Genomic DNA, 26707 nt, shown 5'->3' with positions numbered 1-26707 from the left:
CGTGTCAATAGACGCCTCGAGTGGGTGGGCGCCTGCGGGGCGCACGGCGAGCCAGTACCGCGCGGATGATCAACCCCACGATGCCGAGCCCGACCACCACCGCCGCTCCCACCAGCAGCAACGTCATCGTGTCACCGCTGATCCCGCGGGTCGACGGTGCGGCAGGAGCTGCCGAAGCCGTCTCGGTGAAGACGGGAACGGGCGGTGCGCTGGTGTGCGGCGACGCCACGGTGATGGTGATCACCGCCGTTGCGACTTCGTTCGCTCGCGAGGTGGCGAACGAGCAGAGCACCCCTGTCGTGCCGAGGGGAAACACCGCACCAGACGCCACCGGCTCCCCGGCGATTCCGCAGCCGACGAGAGAGAGACCCGTGGGAAGGGCCGGTTCGAACGACGCGGCCGCCCCGGTGCTGCCCGTGGCATCGACGTCGAGATGACCGGGCACGATGCCGGCGCCGGTGAAGTCCGCACCGACCACCCTTGCACCGGTGAAATCCGAGCCGGTGAGGGTCGCACCAGAGAATGTGGAAGCCTGCACGTCGGCACTCTTCAGGTTCGCACCCGTGAGATCGGCGCCGTCGAAATCGGACTGCGCCAGATGCTCGCCGCTCAAGTCAGCGCCCGCACACCTGCTGCCGCCAGCAACCGGGCCGTCGACGCTGCGGTTGATGACGCAGGAGCCGCTGGTGAACGCCTGGGCGCTGACAGCCGGCACGGCGAATACCGAGAAACCGCACACCGCAAAGGCGACCAGGGCCAGCACCCCGATCGCCCAGGCTGAGCGAGTCGAACCATTCATCTTTCGATCGTACTGTAGTGAGCCTGACTCGCTTTCGAGCACAGGACCCTGCTACCGAGCCGACACCCGCCTACTCGAATGCTTCAGGCGGCGGGCACGCACAGAACAGGTTGCGGTCGCCGTACGCCTGGTCGATGCGGCGCACCGGTGGCCAGTATTTGTGCCTGGCCTGGCCTGAAACCGGGAATACAGCTCGTTCACGCGAATAGGCGTGCGCCCACTCGCCCGTCGCGATGGCTGCCGCGGTGTGCGGAGCGTGCACCAGCGGGTTGTCGTCGACTGTCCACTCCCCTGCAGCCACGGCGTCGGCTTCGGCCTTGATGGCGATCATGGCGTCGATGAAACGGTCGATCTCCGGCAGGTCCTCGCTCTCGGTCGGTTCGACCATGAGCGTTCCGGCGACGGGAAAACTCATCGTCGGCGCGTGGAACCCGTAGTCGATGAGCCTCTTGGCCACATCGTCGACGGTGATCCCGGTGGCGTCGCGAAGGGGCCTCAAGTCGAGAATGCACTCGTGGGCGACCAGACCGTTCTCCCCGGCGTAGAGCACCGGAAAGTGATCACGCAGCCTGGCCGCCACGTAGTTGGCCGCGAGAACCGCAGCCTCGGTCGCCTTCTTCAGGCCGTCTGAACCCATCATCCGCACGTAGGCCCAGCTGATCGGCAGGATGCTCGAACTGCCGTACGGCGCAGCCGAGACCGCCCCGCCCCCGTGTTCGACGACGCCGCCGCCCGCCGTGGGATGCTCGTTCTTCTGGGCGAAGGCGTGGCCGGGTAGGAACGGTGCGAGGTGCGCTTTCGCAGCCACCGGCCCCACACCCGGCCCTCCTCCTCCGTGGGGGATGCAGAAGGTCTTGTGCAGATTCAAGTGCGACACATCTCCGCCGAACTCGCCGAAGCGAGCGAATCCGAGAACGGCATTGAGATTTGCACCGTCGACGTAGACCTGGCCGCCGGCTTCATGCACCGAGCGGCATATGTCCACGACATCGTGTTCGTAGACACCATGCGTCGAGGGATAGGTGATCATCAGGGCCGCAAGAGTGTCCGCATGACTGGCGATCTTCGCGCGCAGATCGTCGAGATCGACGTTGCCGAGCTCGTCACAGGCCACGACGACGACTGACATTCCCGCGAGTACCGCAGAGGCCGCATTTGTGCCGTGGGCGCTCGAAGGAATGAGGCATATCGTTCGACCGAGGTCACCCCGCGAGCGGTGATAACCGCGGATAGCCAGCAGTCCCGCAAGCTCGCCCTGGCTGCCGGCATTGGGCTGCAACGAGACCGAGTCGTACCCCGTCACCTCGGTCAGCCATGATTCGAGCTGGTCGATGAGCGAGAGATATCCTTCGGCATCTGCTCGGGGAGCAAACGGGTGGAGCCCTGCGAACTCTGGCCAGCTGACGGCCTCCATCTCGGTGACGGCGTTGAGCTTCATGGTGCACGACCCGAGCGGGATCATCCCCCTGTCGAGCGCGTAGTCATCGTCGGCGAGTCTCTTCAGGTATCGCATCATGCTGGTCTCCGAGCGATGCGAGTTGAAGACCGGGTGCGTGAGAAAATCGCTGGTCCGTTCGAGTTCGGCGGGGAGACTCGGCACAACCTCGGTGTACTCGGCGTGGCCGCGGGGAACGGCATCGAAGATTCTCGAAACGGCCTTCAGATCGACCCGCGAAGTGGTCTCATCGACCGACAGTCCCAGAGTGTCGTCGTCAACGACGTCGAACAGGTAACCCTGCTGGTGCGCGGTCGCCGCGATCGCGTGTGCCCGCCCGGCGACCCTGACACGAATCGTGTCGAAGAAGTCGTCGTGAAGGAGTTCGTAGCCTGCTGCGCGCAATCGGGTCGCGAGGCTTCGCGCCGAATCGTTCACCTCGGTTGCGATCGCGCGGAGCCCGTCGGGGCCGTGGTAGACCGCGTACATCCCCGCCATCACGGCGAGCAGCACCTGGGCTGTGCAGATGTTCGACGTCGCCTTCTCCCGGCGGATGTGCTGCTCCCTCGCCTGGAGGCTGAGCCGGTAGGCGCGATTTCCGTCTGCGTCGACGCTGACGCCGACCAATCGGCCGGGCAGCTGGCGCTCCAGGCCCTTGCGAACCGCCATGTAGCCGGCATGTGGACCGCCGAAACCCATCGGCACACCGAAACGCTGGCTCGTTCCGATGGCGACATCGGCTCCGAGCTCACCCGGCGAGGCCAGCAGTGTCAGGGCGAGCAGGTCGGCGGCGACCACCGCAAGAGCACCACCTGTGTGAGCGTGTTCGATGAGCGCGGCAGGGTTGAAGATGCGACCGGAGGCACCCGGGTACTGCACGAAGAGCCCGAACGCCTCTGGCAGCCCGGATGGCTCTGCCGTCGCCAATTCGATCTCGACGAGTTCGATACCCACGGCATCGGCCCGCGACGCCAGCAACGCCTTGGTCTGCGGAAACGAGTCTGCATCGACGATGAAGACCCGCGATGTCGACTTGCTGGCGCGGCGCGCGAGGAGCATGCTCTCGACCACGGCCGTGCCTTCGTCGAGCATCGAGGCGTTGGAGGTCTGGAGCCCGGTGAGTTCGGAGACCACCGTCTGGAAGTTGATGAGCGCTTCGAGCCGACCCTGCGAGATCTCAGGCTGGTACGGCGTGTAGGCGGTGTACCAGCTCGGGTTCTCAAAGACATTGCGCTTGATCACGGCCGGAGTGATCGTGTCGTAATACCCGAGCCCGATCATCGATCGGTTGACGGTGTTCAGCGAGGCAAGTGCGCGAAGTTCGGCGATCGTCTCACGTTCAGACGCGGGCAAAGGGATGACCGACTGTTCGCCCACATCAGCCGCGTGGATCGACGTCGGCACTGCGGCTTCGACCAGGCGGGTGACTGACTCATACCCGAGCAGGTCGAGCATGTGCGCCTGGGCCGAAGCGGTCGTACCGATGTGGCGATCGAGAAAAGGAAGGCTCATCAGGCAGAGGCTCCATCGTCGCCGGTCAGTGCCTGGTAGTCGGCGTAGCTCAGCAGCTCAGGCAGTTCGGTGAACTCCACCCGGATCAGCCAGCCCTCTCCGAAGGGGTCACTGTTCACGAGCTCCGGAGATTCCTCCACGGCGGAGTTCTTCTCCAGCACCACACCCGTCAGGGGGGCGAAGAGCTCCCCGACCGACTTGGTCGACTCGATCTCGCCGACGACAGCTCCATCGGCGATGGCAGAACCCTCGTCGGGCAGGTCGACGTACACGACATCGCCGAGCTTCTCGGCCGCGTACGCGGTGATGCCGATGGTGGCTCTGGTTGAGACGCCGTCTGCCGCAGCATCCAGACGCACCCATTCGTGCTCGGCGGTGAATTTGAGGTCCGAGTAGTCGGTCATGATCAGTCTCTCTTTCGGCGGTAGAAGGGCAGAGCGGTTACGGTGAGCGGCAATCGGGTGCCTCGCACATCGACCGAGAGCTCAGTGCCCTGCGCAGAGAACTGCGGGTCGAGGTAGGCCATGGCAACGGGAAACCCGAGCGTGGGCGAGAGCACACCGCTCGTGATCACACCGATGGGAGTGGTCGATTCCGTTGTTTCGAAGAGTTCATAGTCGGCGCGGGCGGCGCGCTTGCCAGCACCCCGGAGGCCGACCAGGACTCGAGCAGGATCCATCTCGCCGGCTCCCTGGTCGGCGGACTCACTGATCGCTTCGAGAGCTGCACGGCCGACGAAGTCCTCTTTGGCGAAGTTGACCACGCGCCCCAGGCCGGCCTGCGCTGGCCTGGTTGCCCGGCCCAGTTCGTGACCGTAGAGCGGCATGCCCGCCTCCAGGCGCAGGGTGTCGCGAGCGGCAAGCCCGGCGGGCACGAGGCCGAGGGGCACGCCCGCCTCTACGACGGCGTTCCAGAGCGCTTCGGCGCTGGCCACGTCGACGTAGAGTTCGAACCCGTCTTCGCCGGTGTAACCGGTTCGTGCGACGAGCAGCGGCTTGTTCGCGTAGCGGGCTGGGCGACACCAGTAGTACTTCAGGGAATCGAGCGGATGATCATCCACCGTGTCTGCATCGAATTCGATGCCCGCCGTGGCCTTCACGATCTCGCGCGCGGCAGGGCCCTGCACGGCGATGAGCGCAAGTTGGTCGCTCACGTCGCTGACCAGGACATCGAAGCCCGCGGCTCGTTTGAGCAGGGCGCCGACCGCAACAGCGTGGTTGCCGGCGTTGGCGACCACGAGGAATTCCGTTTCGCCCGTGCGGTAGGCGACGACATCGTCTATGATCCCGCCGTCGTGATCGAGCAGCAGGCTGTACTTCGCCTGCCCGACAGCGGTCGCTGAGAGCAACCCGGCGAGAGCGAAGTCGAGAAAAGCTGCAGCATCGGGCCCGGCGACACTGATCTCTGCCATGTGCGAGAGATCGAAGATGCCCGCTGCGGTTCTCACGGCACGGTGTTCGGCGAGGTCGCTGGTGTAGCGCACCGGCATCTGCCAGCCGGCGAAGTCGGTGAACGAGGCACCGGCAGCGAGGTGAACGGCATTGAGCGGCGAGAAGACGGGCTCGGGGCCTTCGTCACGAGCAGGGCCTTCGTCACGAGCGGGATTTTCGACACCAACGGGGGCTTCGGTCATGAGTTCTCCTGTTCATTTCCTGTGCGCCTGCGACGCTTCTGCGCGCTCAGGCAAAGAGGTCACGGGGCTCGGATGAACCCCGCAGACACTCCCCCTCTGTCATGGTGCCTGAGAGTTTCACCAGTGCCCTGGGTAAGGAGGGAGCTGATTTTCACCGTGGGCGAGCTCCCGCGCCGTTTGAGGTGCTGCGTTTTCAACAGCGGAGCCGCAACAGGGTGAGAGCTTCTTTTCAGAGTGGCCAGTTCGACGCGGTACACGGACCTGAGAGATTATCGGAGAGAATTGCTCCTTCGGTGCCCGGCACGACTGGTGCCCGGCTCTCCCGCGTCGACCTAATGGCCGGCAGTATTCAGTTGTGAAGCATTCAGATGCGAAATATTGAGACAACGCCTCGACGACAAATGGTGCTGCGGCCAGTTTAGCGGCCAGCCGCGAGGAGAACCTACGACCTGTTGTCGCCGTTGCCGTGTGTCGTATCGCCTCGCGTGTCGCCGGGAGCGTCAACTCCGGCATCGACTCGGCGTCGACGCATGGCGAACACGAGAACCGCCGAGAGCGCGCTGAGGCCACCGATACCCAGCACGATCGCCAGTGGCAGCGCAACATTCGACTGACTGCTCGAGTCCGCCTGGGCGACGCCGAGAACGGTCATGGTCGGCTCTGGAGTGGCTGCAGGTGAATCAGTCGAACCGGAGCCGGAGGATGCCGGTGACTGCGATGACATTGGTTCCGGTGTAGCCGCCTGGGCGAGAGTGGGTTCGGTCGTCGAGGGCTCACCCGACCACGCGTCATCGCACTCGGGCGCTGACGGGAATCCTGGCGCCGCTACGGTGACGCTGCTGGGCTGCCAGGTGAAGGTGTACGACCCAGAGACCGGATGCCCGTCAGAGGACGCCACCTGCCACGCAACCGTGTACTCCCCCGCTTCGCCGAGGGCAACGCCCGTCGACACAACGCTGCCGGCAACGACCACACAGCCGGATTCGTGGTGGTCGCCGTCGGCATCGGTCACCTGCACCGCGAAACCACCGAGCGACGAGTCGAGGGTGAGAAGCTCGTCACTGAAGGTCAGCACAACGGTGTCGAGGTGCTTCGAGACGATCTCTCCCGCGGAGGGGGACGACGTCTCGAGAACATCGTGGGCCAGGGCCAGCGGCGCGGAGCCTGCTCCGATGGCGACAGCGGCGAAAACGAGACCGGTCAGGAATCCGAGTGCGAGCCGACGCCGGGAAGCAGGGGAAGAAGTTCGCACTCCCCAACGATAACCGTCGCTCCGCTTGGGCCGAACGCGCTGCCCCAGATGCTCAGGTGACTGGCGGCTACGACGCGCGTGACCGTCCGAGCGCGCCACAGGCTGGAGTGACGCGCCGCCCTAGACCTTCACGATCATCTTGCCGATGTTGTCGCCGCGCATCATTCCGGTGAAGGCGTCGAAGGCGTGATCGATGCCATTGACGATCGTCTCGTCGAAGACGATCCTGCCCTCGGTGAGCCACGTCGTCATGTCGACAGCGAATTGCGGGGCGAAGTGACCGTAGTTCGTCATGGTGAAGCCCGTGATGGTCAGCCCTCGGGTCACGATGTTGCCCAGGAACCGCACACCCTTCTCCTCACCGGAGGAGTTGTAGGCGGAGATCGCGCCGCACACGGCAATGCGACCGCCGTCGTTCATCGAATTCAGGGCCGCCTCGAGGTGCTCGCCACCCACGTTGTCGAAATACACGTCGACACCGTCGGGGGCGGCCTTCTCCAGCTGGCCGATGACGTCGCCGTCCTTGTAGTTGAACGCTGCATCGAACCCGTACTTCTCGGTGAGCAGAGCCACCTTCTCCGGGGAGCCCGCGCTGCCGATGACGCGAGAGGCACCCTTCAGTCGGGCGATCTGCCCGACCATCGTGCCGACCCCGCCGGCCGCCCCCGAGACGAAGACGACGTCGCCCTCACGGATCTTCGCAATCTGCGTGAGACCGACCCACGCCGTGATGCCCGTGATCCCGAGAACACTCAGGTAGAGCGAAAGCGGCACGCCGGGAATGCGCGGTGCCGGGCGAAATGCCGACGCCGGGCCCTGGGCCACGTCGCGCCAGCCGAACTGGTGTTGCACTGTGTCGCCGACCGCGAGGGCCTCGGTGCGCGATTCGACGACGTGGCCCACAGCGGCACCCGTCATCGCTTCGCCGAGCGGAAACGGCGGCACGTAGGAGCGGCCTTCGTTCATGCGGCCCCGCATGTAGGGGTCGACCGAGAGGAACTTGTTTGCGACGCGAACCTCGCCCTCTGCCAACGCGGGCAACTCGATCGTCACTTTCTCGACGTTTGCAGAGGTGGGCTCGCCGCTCGGGCGGGAAACCAGGTTCCACTGTGTGCTGTGGGCTGGAGAGGTACTGGTTTCATAAGACATGCGAAGGCTCCTTGACGTGATGGGGATCGACGGGATGGTCGTTATTTTCCGAGTGCCGCGATGATCTGCTCTGCTGCTGCAGCAGACGACGCGGGATTCTGCCCGGTGTAGAGATTGCGGTCGACGACGACGTGCGAGCCGAACGGTTCCGCTGCCTTCGAGTAGATCGCCCCGTTCGACACGAGCCTGGTCTCGACGAGCCACGGGGCCACCTCTGCCAGGCCGTTCAGTTCTTCTTCGGCGTCAGAGAAGCCGGTCATCCGGTAGCCCGTGAAGGGCCACGAGCCATCGGCCGCGACTGCCGCGAACAGGGCGGCAGGTGCGTGGCAGAGCACACCGAGGGGGCGACCGGACGCCAGCGCCTCCGTCAGGATGCGACCGGAATCGGCATCAACAGAGAGATCTTCCATCGGGCCGTGGCCGCCGGGGTAGAACACGACGTCGAAGTCAGCCACGGTGACGTCGGTGAGCGGCACCGGCGACTTCAGCTCGGTGGAGATCGAGTCGAGGTACGCCTGAAGTTCAGTCACCCGCTCCTCGCTGCCCACGCCGCGCACGCTCAGGCTGTTCTGGTCGAACGTGGGGGCGACGCCGCCCGGGGTGGCAATGGTGATGTCGTAACGGGCTTCAGTGAAGAGCCTGTGGGGCTCAACCAGTTCTTCGGCCCAGACACCTGTGGGGTATTTGTCGCCGGTTGAAAGCGTCCAGTGATCGGACGCAGAGAGAACGATGAGTACAGAAGTCATGAAGGTGCCTCCAGCTTGATCACGAATGCGTGGCCGTCGAAATAAACGAACCACTTGGTTTGATTTTAGAAGAGAGCTAAGATCTTGTCAAACCAAATAGTTCGATTCACACCGATTACACGGAGGCGCGGGCACCCCGATGAGCGAACTCTCAACACGCCGTGAACAGCTTCGTGGTCGCGACACCCGAGAGCGTGTTCTTCTCGCCGCTGCTGCGGAGTTCACGGAGTACGGCGTCGCCGGCGCCCGAATCAACCGGATCGCCGAGCTCGCGCGCGCCAGCAAGGAACGCATCTACGCCTGGTTCGGCGACAAGGACCAGCTGTTCGACCAGGTCATGCAGCAGGCTCTGGATGACCTGTCGACCGTCGTTCCGATCGACACCGACCTCGTGGGCTACACCGTTCGTTTGCACGACTATTTCGCCGAGCATCCGCGTTCGCAGCGCGTCGCCGTGTGGGCGTGGATCCACGACTCCGGGCACCCTGACGACGTCTCGGCCCGTCGCACGGAGACCTACCAGCACAAGCTCGACGTGATCCGTCAAGCACAGGCGCTGGGGCTCGCCGACCCCGACTGGAACCCGGCCATCCTGCTCGGGCTGCTGCTGAGCACCGCCACCTCGTGGCTGATGGCCCCGGCCGAGATCCACGCCATCACAGACGGAGGCGACGACCCCGCGGCACGCCGCGCCGACGTCGAACGCGCCGCCGCGCAGCTGGTGCGGCCCCGCTAGCGGTACTGCTGGCCGCTGATGGTGCTGGAATCACTCCCTGAAATCGACCCGGAGCTCCTCTGCGGCCCGGTTCAGACGCTTGTCCCGCGTCCACAGCGAGGCTCCCGGAGTCAGGGCGACAGAGGCAAGCAGATGCACGTCGACCAGACTCAACCCCTTGCCGTGCAGGGAGAATCTCTCCACAAAGTCAAGGACCTCATCGTGCTCAGCGCACGCACTCAGCGGAAGATTCCGGAGCAAGCCCAGGAAGGTATCTCGATTGCGAATCGTACCCAGAGCAAGCTCACCGACAATCATTGGGTGCTGCACAACGGCAGTGCGACGCAACAGATGCAGAAGCTGTTCCTGCGGGCGATGCAGATGGTCGATCCAGATGGAGGTGTCTACGAGAATCACGACGAGACGACTTCAGGGAGCGGACCGGTCACGCCGTCCCGGAGTCGCCTCGGGGTCGCTGCCCCCGAGAAGCGCCAGCCTGCGCGCACTCTCGCGCTCGATGAGCGCTTCAAGCCCCTCCCGCACGAGCAGGGACTTCTCCGTCGTACCGGTCAATCGTCTGGCCCTGTCTAGCAGATCATCGTCGAGCGTGATTGTCGTTCTCATGAGTCGGCCTCCTGCATCAATTATGCAACCAAATGATGCCGAATTCTATGCGTACGCGGTCTTCTAACGCGCGGTCATCTAACGGGCGGTCATCTAACGGGCGGTCGTCTCACTGGCGGTCGTCTAACGAGCGGTCGTCTAACGAGCGGTCGTCTAACGAGCGGTCGTTAGACGGGCGGAGAGGACGCAGAATTCGTTGCCCTCCGGGTCGGCGAGAACGACCCAGCTTTGCTCACCCTGGCCGATGTCGAGCCGGGTTGCGCCCAGCCCGACGAGACGCCCGACCTCTGCAGCCTGGTCGTCGGGCACGAAGTCGAGGTGCAGGCGGTTCTTGACCGACTTCTGCTCGGGAACGTTCAGGAACAGCAGCGTCGGCTTCGAACCGTCGGGGTTCTGCAGCTCGACCCCGTCTTCGTCTTCATCGACGACCTCCCAGCCCAGCGCTTCAGCCCACCACTTCGACAGCGACGAAAAGTCTCGGCAGTCGACGATCAGTTCTTCCCATGAAAGTGTCATGGGAAAACGCTACGCCAGACCCCCGACAACAGTCACGCGCTCGACTCGGCCGTGTCGTCGATGGTCACGCTACGCGCAGGTCGATCTCGCCCGGAGCAGCCGCGTCAGACCCGAACACCAGGTAGCGGTTCGCGATCTTCTCGGTGAAGAACCGGTCGTGGCTGACCACGACGACGGCGCCCGGAAAGTGCTGGATCGCGCGCTCCATCACCTGGGTGCTTGCGAGGTCGAGGTGGTTCGTCGGCTCGTCGAGCAGCAGAACTGATGCACCCGAGAGAAGGCACTGGGCCATGGCGACTCGGGCGCGCTGGCCACCGGAGAGGCTTCCGATGCGCTGCTTGAGGTCGGCCTCCGAGAACTGGAACATCGACAGGAAGCGGCCGACCGACTTTCGCGTGGCGGTGAGCGCGAGGCTGTCGGGCAATGCATTGACTGCATGGGTGACGGTGTCGGTGTCGTCGAGTTCGGCGAGCATCCGGTTGTAAGAGACGACGGCCACGCCCTTGGGCCAGTCGACCGTTCCCGCATCGGCACGCTCTTCGCCGATGAGCACGCGCAGCAGGGTACTCTTGCCGCTGCCGTTGGAGCCCAGCACGACGATGCGGTTGCCGCGGCGGATCTCGAGCGTGAGGCCGTCGAAGAGCACCTTGTCGCCGTAGGACTTGTTGAGCGACTCGACCCGGCACAGCACGTCTTTCACGTGCAGACCGCCGTAGATCTCGGTGATAATCTGGTCGACGGGCCGGGGCGTACGGGCCTTCTTGATGGTCGAGAGCTGCTTGCCGAGGCTGCGGCTGGCGTTCTTCGCGGCCTCCCGCCGGTCGGAGATACCCTCTGACTCGAATGCGAGCAGTTCCGACTCGTGCACGAACTGCTGCTCGAGAGTCTTCAGCCTGAATTGCTTCTGGATGACGTACTCGTCGAAGTTGCCCGGGTACTCGTGCAGGTGGAAGTTCTCAAGCTCGATGATGCGGGTGACGACCGAGTCGAGGAACGTTCGATCGTGCGAGACGACGATGGCCGCGCCGCGGAAGTCGCGGAACCAACTTTCGAGCCACTCAACCCCGGCCACGTCGAGAAAGTTCGTGGGCTCGTCGAGCAGCAGCACGTCGGGCTTCTCGAGCACGATCTTCGCCAGCGCAGCCCGGTTGCGCCAGCCGCCAGAGAGGTCGTCGATGGGGCAGCTTCGGTGCGCCTCATCGAAACCCAGCGTCGAGAGAGCCGTGTCGATGTGTCGCTGGTAGTCCCAGCCATCCAGTCGCTCCATCTCCTCGAAGAGCGCTGCCTGGCGTTCGATGAGCGCGTCGAGCGCCGGGCTCGCCGACGAGTCGAGTGCGACTGCGGCATCGATATCGGCAAGCTCCGCCTCGATGTCATGGATGCCCGTGAAGAGGCCCTCGAGAACCTCCGTGATCGACTGCTCGCCATCGAGTTCCGAGAACTGGGAGAAGTAACCGAGTCTCAGGCCCGGTTCCAGCGTGACGGTACCGGAGTCAGGAGACACCTGCTCGAGGATGAGCTTGAGGAGCGTCGACTTACCCGAACCGTTGCGCCCGATCATCCCGACCCTGTCGCGCGGTTCGAGGCGGAAGAATGCCTCGCGGAGCACGGGTGTGCGCTCGAAGCTCACGCTGACGTCGTTCAGCCGTACGAGACTCATGGGCCGCCGATCTGTGGGGTGTGCGGCGCGAAAACGGCCTCCGTCAGGATACGCGGATGCGCTCTGGTTCGCGTGCCCACGCCGCCGCGCTCACACCATCGTGCGTCGCTTCGCAGTTCAGCAGCCTGTGCCGACCTGCTCGGAATCGACCGGCCAACGGATGTCGAGCACATCGCCCGGCTGCACGTTCAGCGGGTCTGAGCACGGGAAGTTCACTCTGACCACGTCATTGGTCTGCAGGTAGAACCGCGACGCGATCGCCAGCACCTGGTCGTAGGTAGCGACGACGTAGCGATACTCGTAGTCATTCACCTTCGTCGCCCGGCCCTTGGCGAACTCCTGTGGGCCTGTGTCGTCGACCACCGGCGTGTAGGCGGTGTTGCCGCCGTCTGTCTGGCCGCCCATCGCATTCGGCGCAGTCAGGGGCGGCGGCGGGGGCGGTGGCGGCGGTGTGGGGGTGGGGGTGGGAGTCCACGGCGGCGTATAGACGGTGACGGGCACGCGGGTGGGGAGCGTGGCATCGGGGGGTGAGAGATCAAGGCTCGCCGAGCATCCGGCAGCCGAGGCCAGTACGAGTACGGCCAGCAGCGATGCACGCGCACTCCGGGCGAGGTGCGCTCTGCTCAGGATGATCGGCATCCGTCCATCGTGCCCCGGCGCCCGCTTCGGCGCAGTCCCCTTTTGTGCCGACACTCCCGAGGCTCCGGGATGATCGGTGCGGAATTTCTGCTACCTAGTATTGCCAACTACCGGTACCTAGTGATACTTTTTACTGGTAGTCAGCATCGCTGAGTAGGAGACGGTGGTGCACCAGCATCGTCAGAAATCAAGAGCAGAACGAGAGGAAGACACATGCCAACAGCACCGGCCATCAGCGTGAAGGGCATCGAGAAATCCTTCGGGGACCTGCAGGTTCTGCGCGGCGTCGACTTCGACGTGGCCTCCGGGAGCATCTTCGCGCTGCACTCTCGCCGAACTCAGGGCGCTGCTGCCCGCCTCGACAGTCGAATACGTCGAGAAGCAGCCGTCCCTCGAAGAGGTGTTTCTCGCACTCGTCGGGGAGACGGCCGAGGCCGGGGGCGCACAGAACGACCAGCACGCAGACGGTTCACACGCCCCCGAAGGAAGGTAAACCCGATGACCACACACATTCTCGGCGACACCGGTGCCCTAGGCAACTGACCATGTGGATCGACAAACTCATCGGCGACCTCGGCGACAAGAAGAGCTATCTGGAATACAAGGCACGCGTGAAGCGGCTTCCTGCCGGGTATCGCGAAGCTGCCAAGGCGCTCGAGCGATACCTGATGTACATGGGTCCGAGCGATGACGGCAAGGCGCTCATCGCGATGCTCGATGATCTGGCCGAACTCTTCGAGCAGGCCGTTGCCGACGGAACGCCCATTCGCACGCTCGTCGGGGACGACCCCGCCGAATTCGCGGAGACCTTCCTCGAGAACTATGCCGGGGGCAGCTGGATCCGCAAGGAGCGCGCGCGGCTCGCCGAATCCATCAACAGCGCGGTCGCCGAAAAGGCCAGCTAGAGCTCCCAGAGGGCAGATATCGGGAGGCCGTAGAGGCCCGGGGCGTACTGACACCCCTGGTCTGCCGTGTTGAGAACGACACCCCCGATGAATCTGGAGCCTGCTTTGGCGGCAAGGGCCTGAAGCCCTGCGAAGTGATCAGATTTGAACGTCTTCGACGCCTTGACCTCAATGCCAAAAATCGTGCCATGGGCGAATTCGATGATGGCGTCAACCTCCAAACCATTTCGGTCTCGATAGTGAAAGAGTTCGAACTCCTCATCGCTCCACCCGGACTGCTTGATGAGTTCGCTAACCGCGAACGCTTCGATCAGACCACCAAGCTGATCCCCACCAACCACTGATGACAGCTGGGACTCCGATAGCCGTCCGAGCCGGAGCGCCAAGGCCGAATCGGAGATGAACGCCTTCGCACGGCCGACTTCTCGCTTTGTGAGGTTCGGGGTCCAGGGCGGCAGAGTCTCCACCAGAAACAGGGCTTCGACGAGATCGAAGTACCCGCTGATCGTCGAAGGTGGGATGTTAGCCTGCGTCGCAATGCGCGCCTTCACGAGTTCGCCCGCCTGGTTTGCCGCTATGAGCCGCAAGACTGAACGAAGCCGCTCCGGTTGTGTGTTCCGTCGAATTTCTGCAGCTTATCCCGCAGTTTCGCTGCCTCTAACTCGCAGGTTCGCTGCCACTAACTCGCAGATTCGCTGACCCCAACTCGTTGATTCGCTGATTCAAACTCGCAGGTTCGCTGGGTCAGAGGCGTGACCCCCGGCAGACAGACGTCTCAGTGCTCGCCCTTGATCACGAAGTACGAGCCGCGAATCGTTCCCGCTAATTTCGACTTCTGGCGGGCGAACTTGAACCGCGATTCCAGCTCTTCAGGGATCTCCATGCCGTCGGAGAGCTTGAAGCCGACCGCTCGCTTGCCCCCGTCTTCGACGCTGTACATCACGTTTATCGACAAGCCGGATTCGTAGAAGACGTACGCCATGCGAATGCCCTCCACTTCGAAGGAAGTCACCTCGAGTGGGCGAGAACCGATGACGATGTCACGCTCGTCGTTCAGGATGCCCGTCACCCACTCGAGCGTCGCAGGATCGTCATCAACCGAGGTGACCTCGAACACGTGGTCGTACTTGTTCTTGAAGTACCGTGCCTCGTTAGCGCGCAGGCCCGCAAGGGTGTCGGCGAACGGAGACGTCTCCAGCCCGACGGTTGAGACATTCTGGAAATCGACGACGTACGGCATGGTTCCTCCTGGTGTGCAACGCTGGCACCCCACGGTAGCGCGATCGCGACCACCGTCGCTTCTCCAAAGCTGCTCCGCTGAGCCACAGATGCTCGCTGAGCCAGAGATGCCTGGTCAGCCAGAGCGAGGGTCAAGCCACGTTACCGGCGGACTCGACCCAGCTGCGAACCCACGATGAGAAAGAACGCACCGAGACCGACGGCAAAGGCGCTCACGCCGAAGGCGAGCACCGAAGTCATCAGCGATGTACGAAGTGCTGCCCCCGTCGACAGCGACGAACTCTGTTTGCGCAGCTCGGTCTCCTCGGCACTGCCGGCCTCGACGCCCCGCAAGGCCTCACTGATGTCGGCGAAAGTGCGCCCGCCTGCACCACGCTCGGCGTTGCTCTTGATGACGAGCGCCTCGACGTAGGCGGTTGCCGGGCCCTTCACCGGTTTGCCCTTGAACCTGGGTGCGTTGCCGGGAACCGTGATCTTCTCATCGCTGAGCTGCTTGGAGACGGTGAGCCAGGCACTCGCGCCGACGGAAACGAACACCGAACCCGCAACGAGGGCAAGACCTCCGACGCGGCGAAGAGCAGAGGCAGTGGGCAGAGTCGTCATTGATCATCCTTTCGTAAAGCAGAACGCTTGAGACTACCCTGCCGCACTGGGTCCCTCAGTGAAACTCGACTCTGCCACGGGTGCGATTTCGTGATTCCCTCGAATATCGAGTGAGCGCACGTACCTGAGTCCGGAAAGGGCTGCGCGCGATCGCGGCGAAGACGCAACGATGCCGGCCTCCCTCGGAGACCGGCATCGTTTGGTGCGGAAGAACGAGCCCTAGAACTGGTTCATCGTGTTGTTCTCGCCGCCGGCCTTGAGGGCCGAATCGCCGGCGAAGTACTCCTTGTGGTTGTCACCGATGTCGGATCCGGCCATGTTCTGGTGCTTCACTGTGGCGATTCCCTCACGGATCTCGCGGCGCTGCACGCCCTTGACGTAGGCGAGCATGCCCTGGTCGGCGAAGTAGCCCTTGGCCAGGTCATCCGTCGACAGCGCAGCCGTGTGGTACGTGGGCAGCGTGATCAGGTGGTGGAAGATACCGGCCTGTGCCGAGCTGTCGCGCTGGAAGGTGCGGATGCTCTCATCGGCAACCAGCGCCAGTTCGGTGTCGTCGTACTCGACGCCCATGAGCTTGCTGCGGTCGTACGCCGAGACGTCTTTGCCCTCTTCGACGAAGGCGTCATAGGCCTGCTGGCGGAAGCTGGTGGTCCAGTTGAAAGACGGGCTGTTGTTGTAGACCAGCTTGGCGTTCGGGATGACCTTGCGAACCTCGTTCATCATTCCGGCGATCTGAGCGATGTGCGGCTTCTCCGTCTCGATCCACAGCAGGTCGGCACCGTTCTGCAGCGAGGTGATGCTGTCGAGCACGCAACGCTCCTCACCGGTTCCCTCTCTGAACTGGAAGAGGTTGCTGGGCAGTCGTTTCGGGCGCACGAGCTTGCCGTCACGCTTGATGACGACGTCGCCATCGCTGAGCCCCGCCTCGGGGATCTCCTCAACGTCGAGGAACGAATTGTACTGGTCGCCGAGGTCGCCGGGCGTGCGGCTCACAGCGAGCTTCTGCGTGAGGCCGGCGCCGAGCGAGTCGGTGCGCGAGACGATCACGCCGTTGTCGATGCCGAGTTCGAGGAACGCGTAACGCACCGCGTTGATCTTGGCGATGAAGTCCTCGTGGGGAACCGTGACCTTGCCGTCCTGGTGACCACACTGCTTCTCGTCGGAGACCTGGTTCTCTATCTGGAGGGCGCAGGCGCCTGCCTCGATCATCTTCTTGGCCAGCAGGTACGTGGCCTCCGGGTTACCGAAGCCAGCGTCGATGTCGGCGATGATCGGCACGACGTGGGTCTCGTAGTTGTCGATCTGCGCCTGGATGAGCTCGCTCGAGGTCTCGTCGCCCGCGGCGCGGGCGGCATCCAGTCTCGTGAAAAGCAGGTCGAGCTCACGGGCGTCGGCCTGGCGAAGGAACGTGTAGAGCTCCTCGATGAGCGCCGGGACGGCCGTCTTCTCATGCATGGACTGGTCAGGGAGAGGCCCGAATTCCGAACGCAGCGCAGCAACCATCCAGCCCGACAGGTAGAGGTAACGCTTGTTGGTGGTCTTGAGGTGCTTCTTGATCGAGATGAGCTTCTGCTGGCCGATGAAGCCGTGCCAGACGCCGAGCGACTGGGTGTAGACAGACGAATCAGCGTCGTACTCCGCCATGTCCTTGCGCATGATGTCCGCGGTGTACTGGGCGATCTGGAGGCCCGTGCGGAAGCGGTTCTGTGAGCGCATGCGGGCGACCGACTCGGGGCTGATGGCATCCCAGCTGCTGCCGGCTTCCTGCTTCAGCGCTTCGATCGCTTCGATGTCGTCCTGGTAGGCGGTCATGTTTCGTCCTTCGTTATGAGTGGGGCTGCGCTGTGTAGTGGCTTCAGCGCATATGACCACTCTGGGCAAAGAACACCCACCCATCAGGAGAATTCAGGGTTGAAGTTTCGCGGTACTTCTGCCGCATAGAAGAAACGCGATTCTTCTACTCAGAGAAGAAATAGCACTTGCGAGAAATCGCGAAGACGGGGATGGCGAGAACGTCATCCGTGACGGACATCAATTCAGATCGCGACATGGACCTCGACCGGGTCATTCTCGATCATGCGCCCTTCGGAGCCTCATCTCTCGCATGACCAGGAGTGTCACCGCAGCCACGTCGAGGACGATCAACGCACATCCCAACCAAACCCAGAATCGACCCAATGCGCATATTGCGATGATGGAAAAAACAACCACCACGGCCGAAGCCCAGCTGACCGGTGTCCAGAGGGGATCCCATACGAAAGCCTTCGCGCGGCCCGGCACGCCGTCGCCGGTGTTCATACGTTGAAGCGGAACTCCACCACGTTCCGACTCACCGTGACACGCTCGGGACGGCGATGATCTCCACCTTCACGCCCAGGGCCTCGTAGGTCTGTCTGGCCCGCGCATCGCGCGTCACAAGCACCGCTTCATGCTCCCGGGCCGCCAGCGCAACGAGACCGTCGTACGTTGCTCCACCCGAAACGCCGTTCCGCGCGAGTTCGCGATGGGACGTGCTCGTGGCTTCTGCGGAGAGCACGAAATGCTCGGGAAAGTTGTCGTCGATGAGCAGAACGGCGTCAGCGGGATCGACCCGCGAATCTCCCGGGAGGCGAGTCAGAACCGAGTAGGTCTCGACGAGGGCGTGTCCGCTGAGTCCAAGCACTCGGCCAGCGGCCCATGCAGAGACGACGTCGTGAGCGTCGTGTGCCTTCACCAGGAGCGGCACAGAGACACTTGTGTCAAGCGCGTAACGTGGCTGTGGATTCACCTTCGCCCGGAATCGATCAGTGCGAAAAGAACATCGTCTGAAACAGAGGTCTCTGAACTGGCCACCAGACGCCCGTCTTCACCCCGCTCCAACCGCGCAGTCCGCCCGCCCGGCGTCACCTGCAGCCCTCCACCATAGGGCGACACGTCTACTTTCGAACCCGGGCCAAGACCCAAGGCATCACGAAGGCTCTTCGGTAGAAGGAGTCTGCCGCCAGAATCAATCGTCGCTTCCATGGGAATAGCTTACCAATTGAGTCCCATATGTCCGGTGAATCTGAAATAAATGGCTCTCGCGTCAAACCATCGGTGCTTCGGGCCCGGAACAACTGCGGGCCGAGATGGCTACAAGTTGAAGCGGAACTCCACCTCGTTACGCCAAAGTTAGGCATTTGTGACCAAACGTGCCGCCGTGTACCTGCGTCAATCTAAGTCCGATCAGACAGGTGACGGCCCTGACCGTCAGCTTGAGCGTACTCGGCAGCTGGCGGACCACCGGGGGTGGACGGTGGCCGGGACCTACGTCGATGACGGTGTGAGCGCTTCCAAGGCACGCGGCGCTGGGACAGCCTGGGATCGCATGCTTGGAGACGCCAGAGGCGGGCTGATCGACGTGGTGATCGGGGTGGACCTCGACCGCCTGCTCCGCTCGACGCGCGACCTGAACACGCTAATCGACGCCGGGCTGCAAGTAGTCACGGTCGATGGCGAGATTGACCTGTCCACCGCTGACGGCGAGTTCCGCGCAACGATGCTCGCAGGCATCGCCAGGTTCGAGGTCCGACGCAAGGGCGAGCGCCAGACCCGCGCCAACACTCAGCGCGCCGCCAAGGGTGGAGTCCCCAAGGGTGTACGCCTGACCGGTTACACGACTAATGGCTCCGTCATCCCGCACGAGACGCGTCTCGTCCGGTCGCTTTTCGATGGGTTCTCCACGGGGTTGACGCTGCGCACGTTGGCGCGAGACCACGGGACCCCGACGCCCTCGCTGTCGGCACACATGACGCCCTCATCCGTGCGCACGATCCTGACCAATCCACGTTACGCAGGGCGGCGCGTGTACAAGGGTGAAGTCGTGGGCAAAGGTGATTGGAAGCCAATCGTGTCGGAAGAGTTGTTCGACAGCGTTGCGCGCCGTCTGGCGGACCCAGCTCGCAAGTCAAACCGCACCGGCTCCACGGCACGCAAGCACCTGGGCACGTCGCTCTTCCGTTGCGGTGAATGCGGTGACCACCCGACTGTGCGCACGGCTGGCTCGGGCGGGCGGTACTGGTGCCAGGTGTGCAGCATGGTGCGGACGATGACCCCCGTGGATGAGTTTGTGCTCCGGTTAGCGGAAGCCCGCCTAACTCAGCCGGATGCGCTTGCCGCGCTCACACCGGATGTCGAGACCGACCCGCTGCGAAACGAGCACGCCACGCTCGCCCAGCGCAAGGCTGACCTAGCTGGCCTCGTGGCCGACGGCACTCTGTCTCGCGCTGATGTGAAGGAAGCCGGCGACCGATTGAACGCGCGCCTGGCAGAGATCGACCGCCTGCTGCAAGCTGCTGACAGCCCCGTGGCCCTACTGAGCGAGGACGAGCAGTGGGCTGGCTTGGGCGCGCTGAACCTCGATCGGCAGCGAGCACTTATTGAGACCCTGATGACTGTCTGTCTACTACGCGCACCACGGGGCAGGAAGACGTTCGACCCCGATACGGTGTCCGTTACCTGGAAGGGTTAGTCGTGCACGACAACTGTGTCTGCAATCTTCGTCGCGACCTCTTCGGTGCTAACTAGGCTGGCAGGCACGCGGCTAGTGTGAGCGGCATGGAATGCATGGTGGACCGTTGCTGCGCAGCGCCGACTAGCCCCAGCGGGGACGAGCACTCGCCCGTGAACCATGACCTCGATCAACGCTACTCGCGTGGGAGCCGGTTTCCGGTGTCGAGGCGGAATGCATTCGCTCGGGCAAGTGATCTTCCAATGGGTGTGATGTAGTACCCATTTTCAGCGTTCCGATCCCACCAATCAGCGACAAGGCCAAAATTCGATAACGCACGAATTCGAGTCATCAGTTCTGCTCGCGCCGCGTCGTCCTGCTGACCCAAACCAAATTCCGACGCCGCTCGACTCATCACCGTCTGCACATATGCGTCCGGCTTGCCAGCGGCGCGAAGCACCTTCTCGAGCTCAACGACGCTCGTAACTCCGGTTCGGAAGTACCCCTGCTTCAACTCGTGAGGCACGACCAACACTGGCCAAGGTTCCTCAGCTAGCTCAGCGCCGACGAACTGGGGTATCGCCTCGGCAGTGACACCCGGAGCAATGTAGCCAACGAGTTGCTCGCCGTAGAACTGCTCCATCGTTTTCATTCCTCCAAGGGTGTTGCGGCGGACGGCGTTCAGCGCGTCCAGATGGTCAAGCCAATCTGTACCTTCGGGCAGGGGTCCATCGATGAGCGACGCGAAGATCGAGTCGAGGAGCTGGAGGCCCTGACCGACCACGGACCCCGTAGGCGTCCACTGCGCGACCGCATTGCAAACGGTTAGAGCCCGGAGGGCCTCGGCGTCCACGCGATCGACAATGTCGATTGCGCCGTCGATCCCAACGATGCGTGGGCGCTCGCGCGGGTTCTTTGCTCGATCGGTTAGCAACGCCGCCAGCATGTCATAGTCAGACGGGCGCTCGCTGGATGCCGCACCTTCCTGGGCCTTTCGGTACGAGCGGATAAAGGCGGGGTCCGCGAATGAATCGAGCGCGTCAGCATTGGATAGGTTCTTGATGACGCGTTGGTCAAGTTCTTCAACCCGAGCTTCCAGTATTTGGTGCGACTCGACCGCGAACTCCTCGACGACACGTCGAGCCGTGGCGATAGAAATCTCTTGCGCGCGCTCCTCGGTGATACCCACGTTGACTATGTAGTCGCCTGCGATCTGAACCTGTTTAGAGCCCTGTCCGCCCTTCTGGCTTTGCTCAGCCGTCATCTCGTGTTCCCTTTTGCATCGCGCCCGACCTGCACCTGCGTTGCACTGTTGCCAGCGTGCTGCTTCTGCTTCACCGTTGAACGCTTAGACATGATGCGCCACGTGACGGTGCTGCCCGCAGTACCCCCGAGAAGCAAGCCGATGATCATGGTGCCCAGCCCGTCAAAGAACCAGTCCACGAATCCCTCACTCCCGGGCGCCCTTCGCCCTCGCATCAGAATAGACGATCGCTCACGTGTGCCCGCTCAGCACGCAAGCGTAGGGTCGGAATCAGGATCACCGGTGCCTACCAACAAGGCGCGAGTTGGGCTCATCGAGCCGGGGGCGCGCCCTTGCTTCCTGTGGGTTTGTCGTATGTCGGCCATAAGCTGATTCATTACATGCCCGAAGGAGATCGCCGTGAAGCTCGTTGCCGTCACCGTTAAGAATTTCCGCAACTTTGTCGAAGCTCAGCGCGTTGAGATCGAGGAGGATGTGACGGTCTTGGTCGGCAAGAACGAGTCTGGCAAGACCACAGTTCTGAAAGCTCTCCACAGGCTGAATCCAGCCAACGGCGATAGTCGCAAGTTCGACCTGGTGACTGAATACCCCCGTTGGCGACTCGCGAAGGACCGACGAAACGACGACAACCTGTCCGCGACGTACCCCGTCGTCGCGGAGTTCACTCCCGAACACGATAAATGACTTTCACCTCGAGGCATGCGCGCTTCGCACCCGGCACGACCGCGGAGCGAGGCGGCTAGACGTTGAAGCTGAACTTTGTAGGCATCTAAGGCCGTAGCTGGCAATGCCTGACATTGCCTAGATTTCGCGGAACTGTCGCACTACCAGTCATTGCCATTGCTGGTCTAATGCGGGCGTACTGACGAATTTCTGACGAATCAACTATTCGACGGCAATCTACCCTCGTGCGAAGCATTGATCTTCTCCCGCAGTGCGAAACGGTTGCGTCTAGCATTGACGTTCTTAGCCCTGAACTGGGAAAGAAGATCCGACAGGAGGATGTAGCGGGCCCCGTCGTCGGGGATGCCCGGCATGCCCTGCTTCAGCCGCCGGTGGACCGCATGCGTGAACGGTTCACCCGTGCTTGCGCTGCACGCATGTTGAGGTACTTATCATCTTCCACAGGGAACCTCGCTCTCTGAAACGACTCTACACAAAGACAGCGAAATACGGTCCAGGTTCTTACTACACGCTCCCGCTCAGAATCATCTGCTTCATCCGGCCGTAGCAGCAGCCACACAGGCATCCGAACCGAGCCTGCGCGAGAAGGCAGCCCCTGCACTCATCGGCGGGCTCGTGGTCGGTGACTGCCGGCCGCGAACGGGATGGTTCCTTTTCGCCTCTACTGTCAGAGCATGGACCCACAACGCACTCTGCTTATTCTGCTGACGCTTGCTTCAGCACTGCTACCGCTAATCGGCCTAGTAGGGCTTTACCGCTCGGCGATGGCACAGCGCAAAGAGTATGACGCAGCAGCACCAAAATCCGGTGAGCACAACGCGATGACGATCGGGCAATTCAACGTCCTCGCCCAATCACAACATAGAGCGGTGGTGGAGCGACCCTTCGCTGCGAAAAGAGATCTCGTCTTGATCGGCGGCGGAATCGGACTAGCGGCCGCCGCGAGTATCTGGTCGTTGTTTGTATGATCGCCTCGTGACAGGGCCAGCCAACAAGTATCCAGCCCGCGAGGTCGGATCGAGTTTGATCGACTTCGTTGAGGCAAGCTTCGCGCTGTGCAAGGACATCCTTTTAGCCCCACCCTCGCCCGGCACTGAGGCCGAGAAGCAACTCGGCGCACAGTCTTCTCTCGCCGGACAGTGGGCGGGCTCCGCGCCGGTCCGAGAAGCGCAATACTCGGCCATTATGGCCATCGTGGCAGGTCTCGACCACGCAGACGTTTTCGCTCACGCCTTGCATGACGATATTGGCTCACTGGCATTAGCGACCGTGCAGCGCGGCGCCCTCGAGTCATTCGCGCGGGCCCACTGGATGCTCACTGCCGCAAATGAAACCGAGCTGGTACTGCGCTGGGCCTCCATGACCCTGAGCGAGATAGAAATCCATATGAGGCACTATGACGGCGCACAGTTCTACGTGAACGGAAAGCTAGCCACCGGGGAATCCATTGCCGCGATGGTCGGAAGGTACATTCAGAGCCTCACGGAGCGGGGTAAACGAGCCGACTATAAGCCGACACTGATCGCGCAGGAGTACGGCTCTCTGCTCGGCCCCGACGGTGTGCAGGTCTACTCCAGACTCTCGGCCATCGCGCATGCTCAGTCGTTCGGTATCGGCCAGATGCTTACCAGCACTAAAACCGAAACTGGCGGCACGCTTGAGATAGTCCTATCAGATCGGGACGCTCGCGAGTACGCCGAAGGGGTCTTCTCCATGACGCTCACGATCATCGACGAGCTCTGCGTCTACTACGGATGTTCACCGGCGCTCCATGACCCTTGGGTGGCACAACATGCACGCACGCTCGACACGATCACGAGAGCGCAGCAGCGACCGCCTTCCTCACCGAGAAGATCACAATAATCAGGTCACGGTGGGGCCAGGGTGGGTGCCAGTGTCGGTACGATTCGAGTCATGCAGTCACTAGAACAGATCCGCGCGATGAGTGACGACGAAGTGATCGCCCTCTACAACAGCATCGCACCGAGCACGAGTCCGGGTGTTTCTTTCTGGGCTGACGAGCTCGAGCGTCGATCACGTGAGCGCGCTACGGCAGCGAATACTCTGCTCGCCGCCGAGAGCCACCGATTGGCAAGGCGCAGCTACCGACTCACCTGGATCAGCTCCGGCACCTCGATCATCGCGCTGGTCGTCGCAATCATCGCGATCGTCACGGGCAAATAGCCCGAACCGCCACCGGGCACGAAGCCGACGAGCAGCAATTCGCAGTGCGAATCAGCGTCATTTCGATTTGGCGTGAGCGCGAATTCGCACAGAGAGAGAAAACTGCCACCCACCGGCGGGCTTGGCAGTCAATGCGGTTTGGGGGGTCACCCCCGGGGCCTGTTTGCCCGAAGGAATACAACGTCGTCATGGCCATGGGCATCCCTCTGATCGACTCGATAATCGTGCAGGTCGTAGACGACGGTGTGAAGGTGACTTTCCTCCTGGGGGGTCCTTCGATGCCATCGAGTGGATCGGTTACCGCTACGGTGTTGCGGTGCGCGGCCCGCTCGATGGCATCAGCAAGGAGTTCGCTGTTCGATTCGGTGTCTCAGATGAGCCGGCTCTGCAGGTGTGGGATCCGAGGGGGCAGGCGAACTATCGGGGTGCGGAGAAGATAGAGGCCTGCCCGGGCAACGTGACCGTGTTCTTTCGGGACGCCTCGCTGCACATAAAGCCAGGCGGACGGCTCACGGGCTTCTGCACCGTCGATGGGGTCGACTACAGCGGTGATATCGCGGTCACCTTGTTGCCTCCCGCGTGAGCTTATCTCAGACGGCATAAGACAGACGAAGAATGCCCCCAGCAGCCCGTCATGGCGGGTACTGGGGGCACGACTGTGGGGCAGCAGTGAATCTACTGTGGCATGGCCAGGTAGAGCGGTACGACGGGCGGCACGGGTCGCCCTGCGAGCAGGTCACGTACCTCTGCGGGTGTGTTGAGGCGGAGCCCGGTGGATGCCACAATGAGCCAGCCGATGCCCGCTGCAGGTTGGCGGCCGAGGTGGAACCGACCGTCGAATCCGCAGTTGCCTGCTGCTGCGAAGCAGATCGTGTAGTCGAAGATGATGTTCGGGTTGAAGGTGGGATCCTGACCGCGAGCGCTGAGCGACTCGAGCATGGTCGGTCAGTCGTTCAGAAGCCCGCTGAGGTTGATGCGGACGGTCGCGACTGATTCGAGGACGCTGATCTTCTGGCGGATCTCGCGCCAGATGGTGTGCGCCTCGAGGTCGTCGAGGTTGATGATGTCGGCCGCGGTAGTGTTCGCGGTGATGCCGAACGCCTGAGCGCCTCGCATGAGCACTGAAGCAGCCTCGTCGAACGAGCGACAATGATTTTTCGTCGATGCCGCCGTTGCGGAGCTGCAGAGTGGCCTATGTAGCGGCCTGTAGGCCGACGACCTCGCGGGCCTGCTGGTGGGCCGTAGCCGTTGCCGATCGCTGACGCTCGGTGCACGGCGACGTCCTGGGCGTAGGTGAGCACGATCGCGGCCGGCTGCGACATCTCGACGGTGCAGCACACGCTCGGGCACAGCACCCCCACCGTCAAACTGAACACCTACACGCACCTGTGGCCCGAGGCTGAGGACCGCACCAGGGCCGCGGCTGAAGGGCTAATGGCGCAGGTTTTCGATCCTGCTGAGAATGTGTGAGGAATGAAAATGCACTATCCGCGTAGATAAAGGGCTAGAGGAGCCAGCTAGACGTTGAAGCGGAACTCCACCACGTCGCCATCGTGCATCACGTATTCTTTGCCCTCGATGCGCACCTTGCCGCGGGCCTTGGCCTCTGCCATGGTGCCAGCCTCGACCAGGTCGTCGAACGAGACGATCTCGGCCTTGATGAAGCCCTTCTGGAAGTCGGTGTGGATGACTCCGGCGGCCTGCGGGGCCGTCCAGCCCTTGCCGATGGTCCAGGCACGGGTCTCTTTCGGGCCCGCCGTCAGGTAGGTCTGAAGGCCCAGGGTATCGAAGCCAATGCGGGCGAGCTGGTCGAGGCCGCTCTCCTCCTGGCCGGTCGACGCGAGGAGCTCAGCGGCGTCTTCGGGCTCGAGGTCGATGAGCTCAGATTCGAGTTTCGCGTCGAGGAAGATCGCCTTTGCGGGAGCAACCAAAGCGGCGAGCTCGGCGAGCCTGGCCTGGTCGGCGAGCACCGACTCGTCGATGTTGAACACGTAGATGAACGGCTTGGCGGTGAGAAGGCCGAGCTCTCGGATGGGCTCGAGGTCGATCTTCGAGTCGCTGGACAGCGGCTTGCCGGAGTCGAGAATCGCATGTGCGGCCTGCGCAGTCTGCAGCACGATCGGCTCGATGCGCTTCGTCTTGACCTCTTTCTCGTACCGGGCGAGCGCCTTCTCGAGGGTCTGCATGTCGGCCAGAATGAGCTCGGTGTTGATCGTCTCGAGGTCGCTCGCGGCGTCGACCTTGCCGTCGACGTGCACCACGTCGGGGTCGATGAACCCGCGCACGACCTGCGCGATCGCGTCGGCCTCGCGGATGTTCGCGAGGAACTTGTTGCCGAGGCCCTCCCCGACGCTTGCGCCCTTGACGATGCCGGCGATGTCGACGAACGACACCGGCGCTGGCAGCAGCTTCTCGCTGCCGTAGATCTTCGCGAGCTCGGCGAGCCGGGCATCCGGCAGGTTCACCACACCCACGTTCGGCTCGATGGTTGCGAACGGGTAGTTCGCCGCCAGCACCTGGTTCTTGGTGAGTGCATTGAACAGGGTGGACTTGCCCACATTGGGCAGCCCGACGATTGCGATAGTTAGAGCCACGGGGGTCTATCGTACCCGGGTCTGCCACGTGAGGCCGGTGCGCCGAGAAGAGCCAGGTAGACCGGCCTCGCTTCGACGCACGGGCC

The 26707-nt window shown here is 63.0% G+C and carries 32 protein-coding genes, 1 pseudogene and 2 riboswitches; of the genes and pseudogenes, 10 read left to right on the top strand and 23 right to left on the bottom strand.

Features of this window, described 5'->3' with window-relative positions:
- Positions 1-4 precede the first annotated feature (4 nt).
- The 7 genes from JOE66_RS06825 to JOE66_RS06795 all read right to left on the bottom strand — a co-directional run bounded on the left by JOE66_RS06825 (position 5) and on the right by JOE66_RS06795 (position 8526).
- Positions 5-799, bottom strand: coding sequence for a pentapeptide repeat-containing protein (locus JOE66_RS06825; RefSeq protein WP_205107943.1), 795 nt, complete (start codon positions 797-799; stop codon positions 5-7).
- 70 nt (positions 800-869) lie between these two features.
- Positions 870-3746: an aminomethyl-transferring glycine dehydrogenase gene (gcvP, locus tag JOE66_RS06820; protein WP_205107942.1), complete on the bottom strand. Its 2877-nt coding sequence runs from the start codon at positions 3744-3746 to the stop codon at positions 870-872.
- Complete coding sequence (gene gcvH / locus JOE66_RS06815; protein WP_205107940.1) at positions 3746-4150, bottom strand: glycine cleavage system protein GcvH; 405 nt, start codon at positions 4148-4150, stop codon at positions 3746-3748. Before gcvH ends, gcvP begins: the two co-directional genes overlap by 1 nt.
- Positions 4151-4152: 2 nt before the next feature.
- Positions 4153-5379, bottom strand: coding sequence for a glycine cleavage system aminomethyltransferase GcvT (gcvT, locus tag JOE66_RS06810; RefSeq protein ID WP_205107938.1), 1227 nt, complete (start codon positions 5377-5379; stop codon positions 4153-4155).
- Between the two features lie 86 nt (positions 5380-5465).
- Positions 5466-5617, bottom strand: a riboswitch (glycine riboswitch).
- Between the two features lies 1 nt (position 5618).
- Positions 5619-5714: riboswitch (glycine riboswitch) on the bottom strand.
- A 107-nt stretch (positions 5715-5821) separates the two neighbouring features.
- Positions 5822-6631: a copper resistance CopC family protein gene (locus JOE66_RS06805; RefSeq protein ID WP_205107936.1), complete on the bottom strand. Its 810-nt coding sequence runs from the start codon at positions 6629-6631 to the stop codon at positions 5822-5824.
- Positions 6632-6751: 120 nt separating this feature from the next.
- Positions 6752-7780 (bottom strand): NADP-dependent oxidoreductase, encoded by a 1029-nt coding sequence (locus tag JOE66_RS06800; protein ID WP_205107934.1) that lies wholly within the window; start codon positions 7778-7780, stop codon positions 6752-6754.
- 41 nt (positions 7781-7821) lie between these two features.
- Positions 7822-8526 (bottom strand): type 1 glutamine amidotransferase domain-containing protein, encoded by a 705-nt coding sequence (locus tag JOE66_RS06795; RefSeq protein ID WP_205107932.1) that lies wholly within the window; start codon positions 8524-8526, stop codon positions 7822-7824.
- A gap of 139 nt (positions 8527-8665) precedes the next feature.
- Between JOE66_RS06795 and JOE66_RS06790 the strand changes: the two genes are divergently transcribed.
- Positions 8666-9262: a TetR family transcriptional regulator gene (locus JOE66_RS06790; RefSeq protein WP_205107930.1), complete on the top strand. Its 597-nt coding sequence runs from the start codon at positions 8666-8668 to the stop codon at positions 9260-9262.
- A 30-nt stretch (positions 9263-9292) separates the two neighbouring features.
- Here JOE66_RS06790 and JOE66_RS17805 read toward each other — a convergent pair whose 3' ends face one another.
- The 5 genes from JOE66_RS17805 to JOE66_RS06765 all read right to left on the bottom strand — a co-directional run bounded on the left by JOE66_RS17805 (position 9293) and on the right by JOE66_RS06765 (position 12680).
- Complete coding sequence (locus JOE66_RS17805; protein ID WP_205107928.1) at positions 9293-9658, bottom strand: PIN domain-containing protein; 366 nt, start codon at positions 9656-9658, stop codon at positions 9293-9295.
- 12 nt (positions 9659-9670) lie between these two features.
- Positions 9671-9865, bottom strand: a complete 195-nt coding sequence (locus JOE66_RS06780; protein WP_205107927.1) for a type II toxin-antitoxin system VapB family antitoxin — start codon at positions 9863-9865, stop codon at positions 9671-9673.
- 153 nt (positions 9866-10018) lie between these two features.
- The gene (locus JOE66_RS06775; protein WP_205107925.1) at positions 10019-10381 is read right to left on the bottom strand and encodes a VOC family protein; all 363 of its coding nucleotides are present in this window, start codon (positions 10379-10381) and stop codon (positions 10019-10021) included.
- A gap of 64 nt (positions 10382-10445) precedes the next feature.
- Positions 10446-12041 carry an ABC-F family ATP-binding cassette domain-containing protein gene (locus JOE66_RS06770; protein ID WP_205107923.1) on the bottom strand — a complete coding sequence of 532 codons (1596 nt, stop codon included), beginning with the start codon at positions 12039-12041 and terminating at the stop codon, positions 10446-10448.
- A gap of 117 nt (positions 12042-12158) precedes the next feature.
- A complete protein-coding gene (locus JOE66_RS06765; RefSeq protein ID WP_205107921.1) occupies positions 12159-12680 on the bottom strand; it encodes a hypothetical protein in 522 nt (173 codons plus the stop codon).
- 325 nt (positions 12681-13005) lie between these two features.
- Here JOE66_RS06765 and JOE66_RS17800 point away from each other — a divergent pair.
- Together JOE66_RS17800 and JOE66_RS06760 are read left to right on the top strand one after the other, a co-directional pair.
- Positions 13006-13173, top strand: a pseudogene (locus tag JOE66_RS17800) (ABC transporter ATP-binding protein); the annotation flags it as partial.
- A 52-nt stretch (positions 13174-13225) separates the two neighbouring features.
- The gene (locus JOE66_RS06760; protein ID WP_205107919.1) at positions 13226-13585 is read left to right on the top strand and encodes a DUF1048 domain-containing protein; all 360 of its coding nucleotides are present in this window, start codon (positions 13226-13228) and stop codon (positions 13583-13585) included.
- On the opposite strand, the gene JOE66_RS06755 is transcribed toward JOE66_RS06760, so the two are convergent.
- The 6 genes from JOE66_RS06755 to JOE66_RS06730 all read right to left on the bottom strand — a co-directional run bounded on the left by JOE66_RS06755 (position 13582) and on the right by JOE66_RS06730 (position 18430).
- Positions 13582-14211, bottom strand: coding sequence for a DUF4143 domain-containing protein (locus tag JOE66_RS06755; protein ID WP_307827281.1), 630 nt, complete (start codon positions 14209-14211; stop codon positions 13582-13584). The two genes, JOE66_RS06760 and JOE66_RS06755, sit on opposite strands and share 4 nt — an antisense overlap.
- A gap of 149 nt (positions 14212-14360) precedes the next feature.
- Entirely contained in the window at positions 14361-14825 is a 465-nt protein-coding gene (locus tag JOE66_RS06750; protein ID WP_205107915.1) for a DUF8821 family protein, read from the bottom strand.
- A gap of 140 nt (positions 14826-14965) precedes the next feature.
- Positions 14966-15427 carry a hypothetical protein gene (locus JOE66_RS06745; RefSeq protein ID WP_205107913.1) on the bottom strand — a complete coding sequence of 154 codons (462 nt, stop codon included), beginning with the start codon at positions 15425-15427 and terminating at the stop codon, positions 14966-14968.
- A 219-nt stretch (positions 15428-15646) separates the two neighbouring features.
- Positions 15647-17239, bottom strand: a complete 1593-nt coding sequence (locus tag JOE66_RS06740) for an isocitrate lyase (protein ID WP_205107911.1) — start codon at positions 17237-17239, stop codon at positions 15647-15649.
- Between the two features lie 517 nt (positions 17240-17756).
- Positions 17757-18194: a type II toxin-antitoxin system VapC family toxin gene (locus tag JOE66_RS06735; protein ID WP_205107909.1), complete on the bottom strand. Its 438-nt coding sequence runs from the start codon at positions 18192-18194 to the stop codon at positions 17757-17759.
- Positions 18191-18430: an AbrB/MazE/SpoVT family DNA-binding domain-containing protein gene (locus tag JOE66_RS06730; RefSeq protein WP_205107907.1), complete on the bottom strand. Its 240-nt coding sequence runs from the start codon at positions 18428-18430 to the stop codon at positions 18191-18193. Before JOE66_RS06730 ends, JOE66_RS06735 begins: the two co-directional genes overlap by 4 nt.
- A gap of 157 nt (positions 18431-18587) precedes the next feature.
- Between JOE66_RS06730 and JOE66_RS06725 the strand changes: the two genes are divergently transcribed.
- Entirely contained in the window at positions 18588-19916 is a 1329-nt protein-coding gene (locus JOE66_RS06725) for a recombinase family protein (RefSeq protein WP_205107906.1), read from the top strand.
- A gap of 175 nt (positions 19917-20091) precedes the next feature.
- Here the strand turns inward: JOE66_RS06725 and JOE66_RS06720 are convergent, their stop codons facing one another.
- Positions 20092-21159, bottom strand: coding sequence for an LPO_1073/Vpar_1526 family protein (locus JOE66_RS06720; protein WP_205107904.1), 1068 nt, complete (start codon positions 21157-21159; stop codon positions 20092-20094).
- Positions 21156-21338 (bottom strand): hypothetical protein, encoded by a 183-nt coding sequence (locus tag JOE66_RS06715; protein ID WP_205107901.1) that lies wholly within the window; start codon positions 21336-21338, stop codon positions 21156-21158. The genes JOE66_RS06720 and JOE66_RS06715 overlap by 4 nt, the downstream gene beginning before the upstream one ends.
- A 220-nt stretch (positions 21339-21558) precedes the next feature.
- On the opposite strand from JOE66_RS06715, the gene JOE66_RS06710 reads away from it, so the two are divergent.
- The 5 genes from JOE66_RS06710 (at position 21559) to JOE66_RS06690 (ending at position 24610) form a co-directional block, all read left to right on the top strand.
- A complete protein-coding gene (locus JOE66_RS06710) occupies positions 21559-21843 on the top strand; it encodes an AAA family ATPase (protein WP_205107899.1) in 285 nt (94 codons plus the stop codon).
- A gap of 674 nt (positions 21844-22517) precedes the next feature.
- Complete coding sequence (locus JOE66_RS06705) at positions 22518-22811, top strand: hypothetical protein (protein WP_205107898.1); 294 nt, start codon at positions 22518-22520, stop codon at positions 22809-22811.
- A gap of 7 nt (positions 22812-22818) precedes the next feature.
- On the top strand, positions 22819-23706 hold the full coding sequence (locus JOE66_RS06700) for a hypothetical protein (protein ID WP_205107896.1): 888 nt from the start codon (positions 22819-22821) through the stop codon (positions 23704-23706).
- A 51-nt stretch (positions 23707-23757) separates the two neighbouring features.
- Entirely contained in the window at positions 23758-24027 is a 270-nt protein-coding gene (locus JOE66_RS06695; protein ID WP_205107894.1) for a hypothetical protein, read from the top strand.
- Positions 24028-24343: 316 nt separating this feature from the next.
- A complete protein-coding gene (locus tag JOE66_RS06690) occupies positions 24344-24610 on the top strand; it encodes a hypothetical protein (RefSeq protein ID WP_205107892.1) in 267 nt (88 codons plus the stop codon).
- A gap of 92 nt (positions 24611-24702) precedes the next feature.
- Here JOE66_RS06690 and JOE66_RS06685 read toward each other — a convergent pair whose 3' ends face one another.
- Positions 24703-24966 carry a hypothetical protein gene (locus JOE66_RS06685; RefSeq protein ID WP_205107891.1) on the bottom strand — a complete coding sequence of 88 codons (264 nt, stop codon included), beginning with the start codon at positions 24964-24966 and terminating at the stop codon, positions 24703-24705.
- A 6-nt stretch (positions 24967-24972) separates the two neighbouring features.
- The gene (locus JOE66_RS06680) at positions 24973-25143 is read right to left on the bottom strand and encodes a hypothetical protein (protein WP_205107889.1); all 171 of its coding nucleotides are present in this window, start codon (positions 25141-25143) and stop codon (positions 24973-24975) included.
- A 177-nt stretch (positions 25144-25320) separates the two neighbouring features.
- On the opposite strand from JOE66_RS06680, the gene JOE66_RS06675 reads away from it, so the two are divergent.
- Entirely contained in the window at positions 25321-25497 is a 177-nt protein-coding gene (locus JOE66_RS06675; protein WP_205107887.1) for a hypothetical protein, read from the top strand.
- 47 nt (positions 25498-25544) lie between these two features.
- On the opposite strand, the gene ychF is transcribed toward JOE66_RS06675, so the two are convergent.
- A complete protein-coding gene (gene ychF, locus JOE66_RS06670) occupies positions 25545-26621 on the bottom strand; it encodes a redox-regulated ATPase YchF (protein ID WP_205107885.1) in 1077 nt (358 codons plus the stop codon).
- Between the last annotated feature and the right edge of the window lie 86 nt (positions 26622-26707).

Origin of the sequence: Subtercola frigoramans (assembly GCF_016907385.1) — a bacterium.
Lineage (GTDB): Bacteria > Actinomycetota > Actinomycetes > Actinomycetales > Microbacteriaceae > Subtercola > Subtercola frigoramans.
This window is presented reverse-complemented; position numbering and strand designations above follow the sequence as displayed.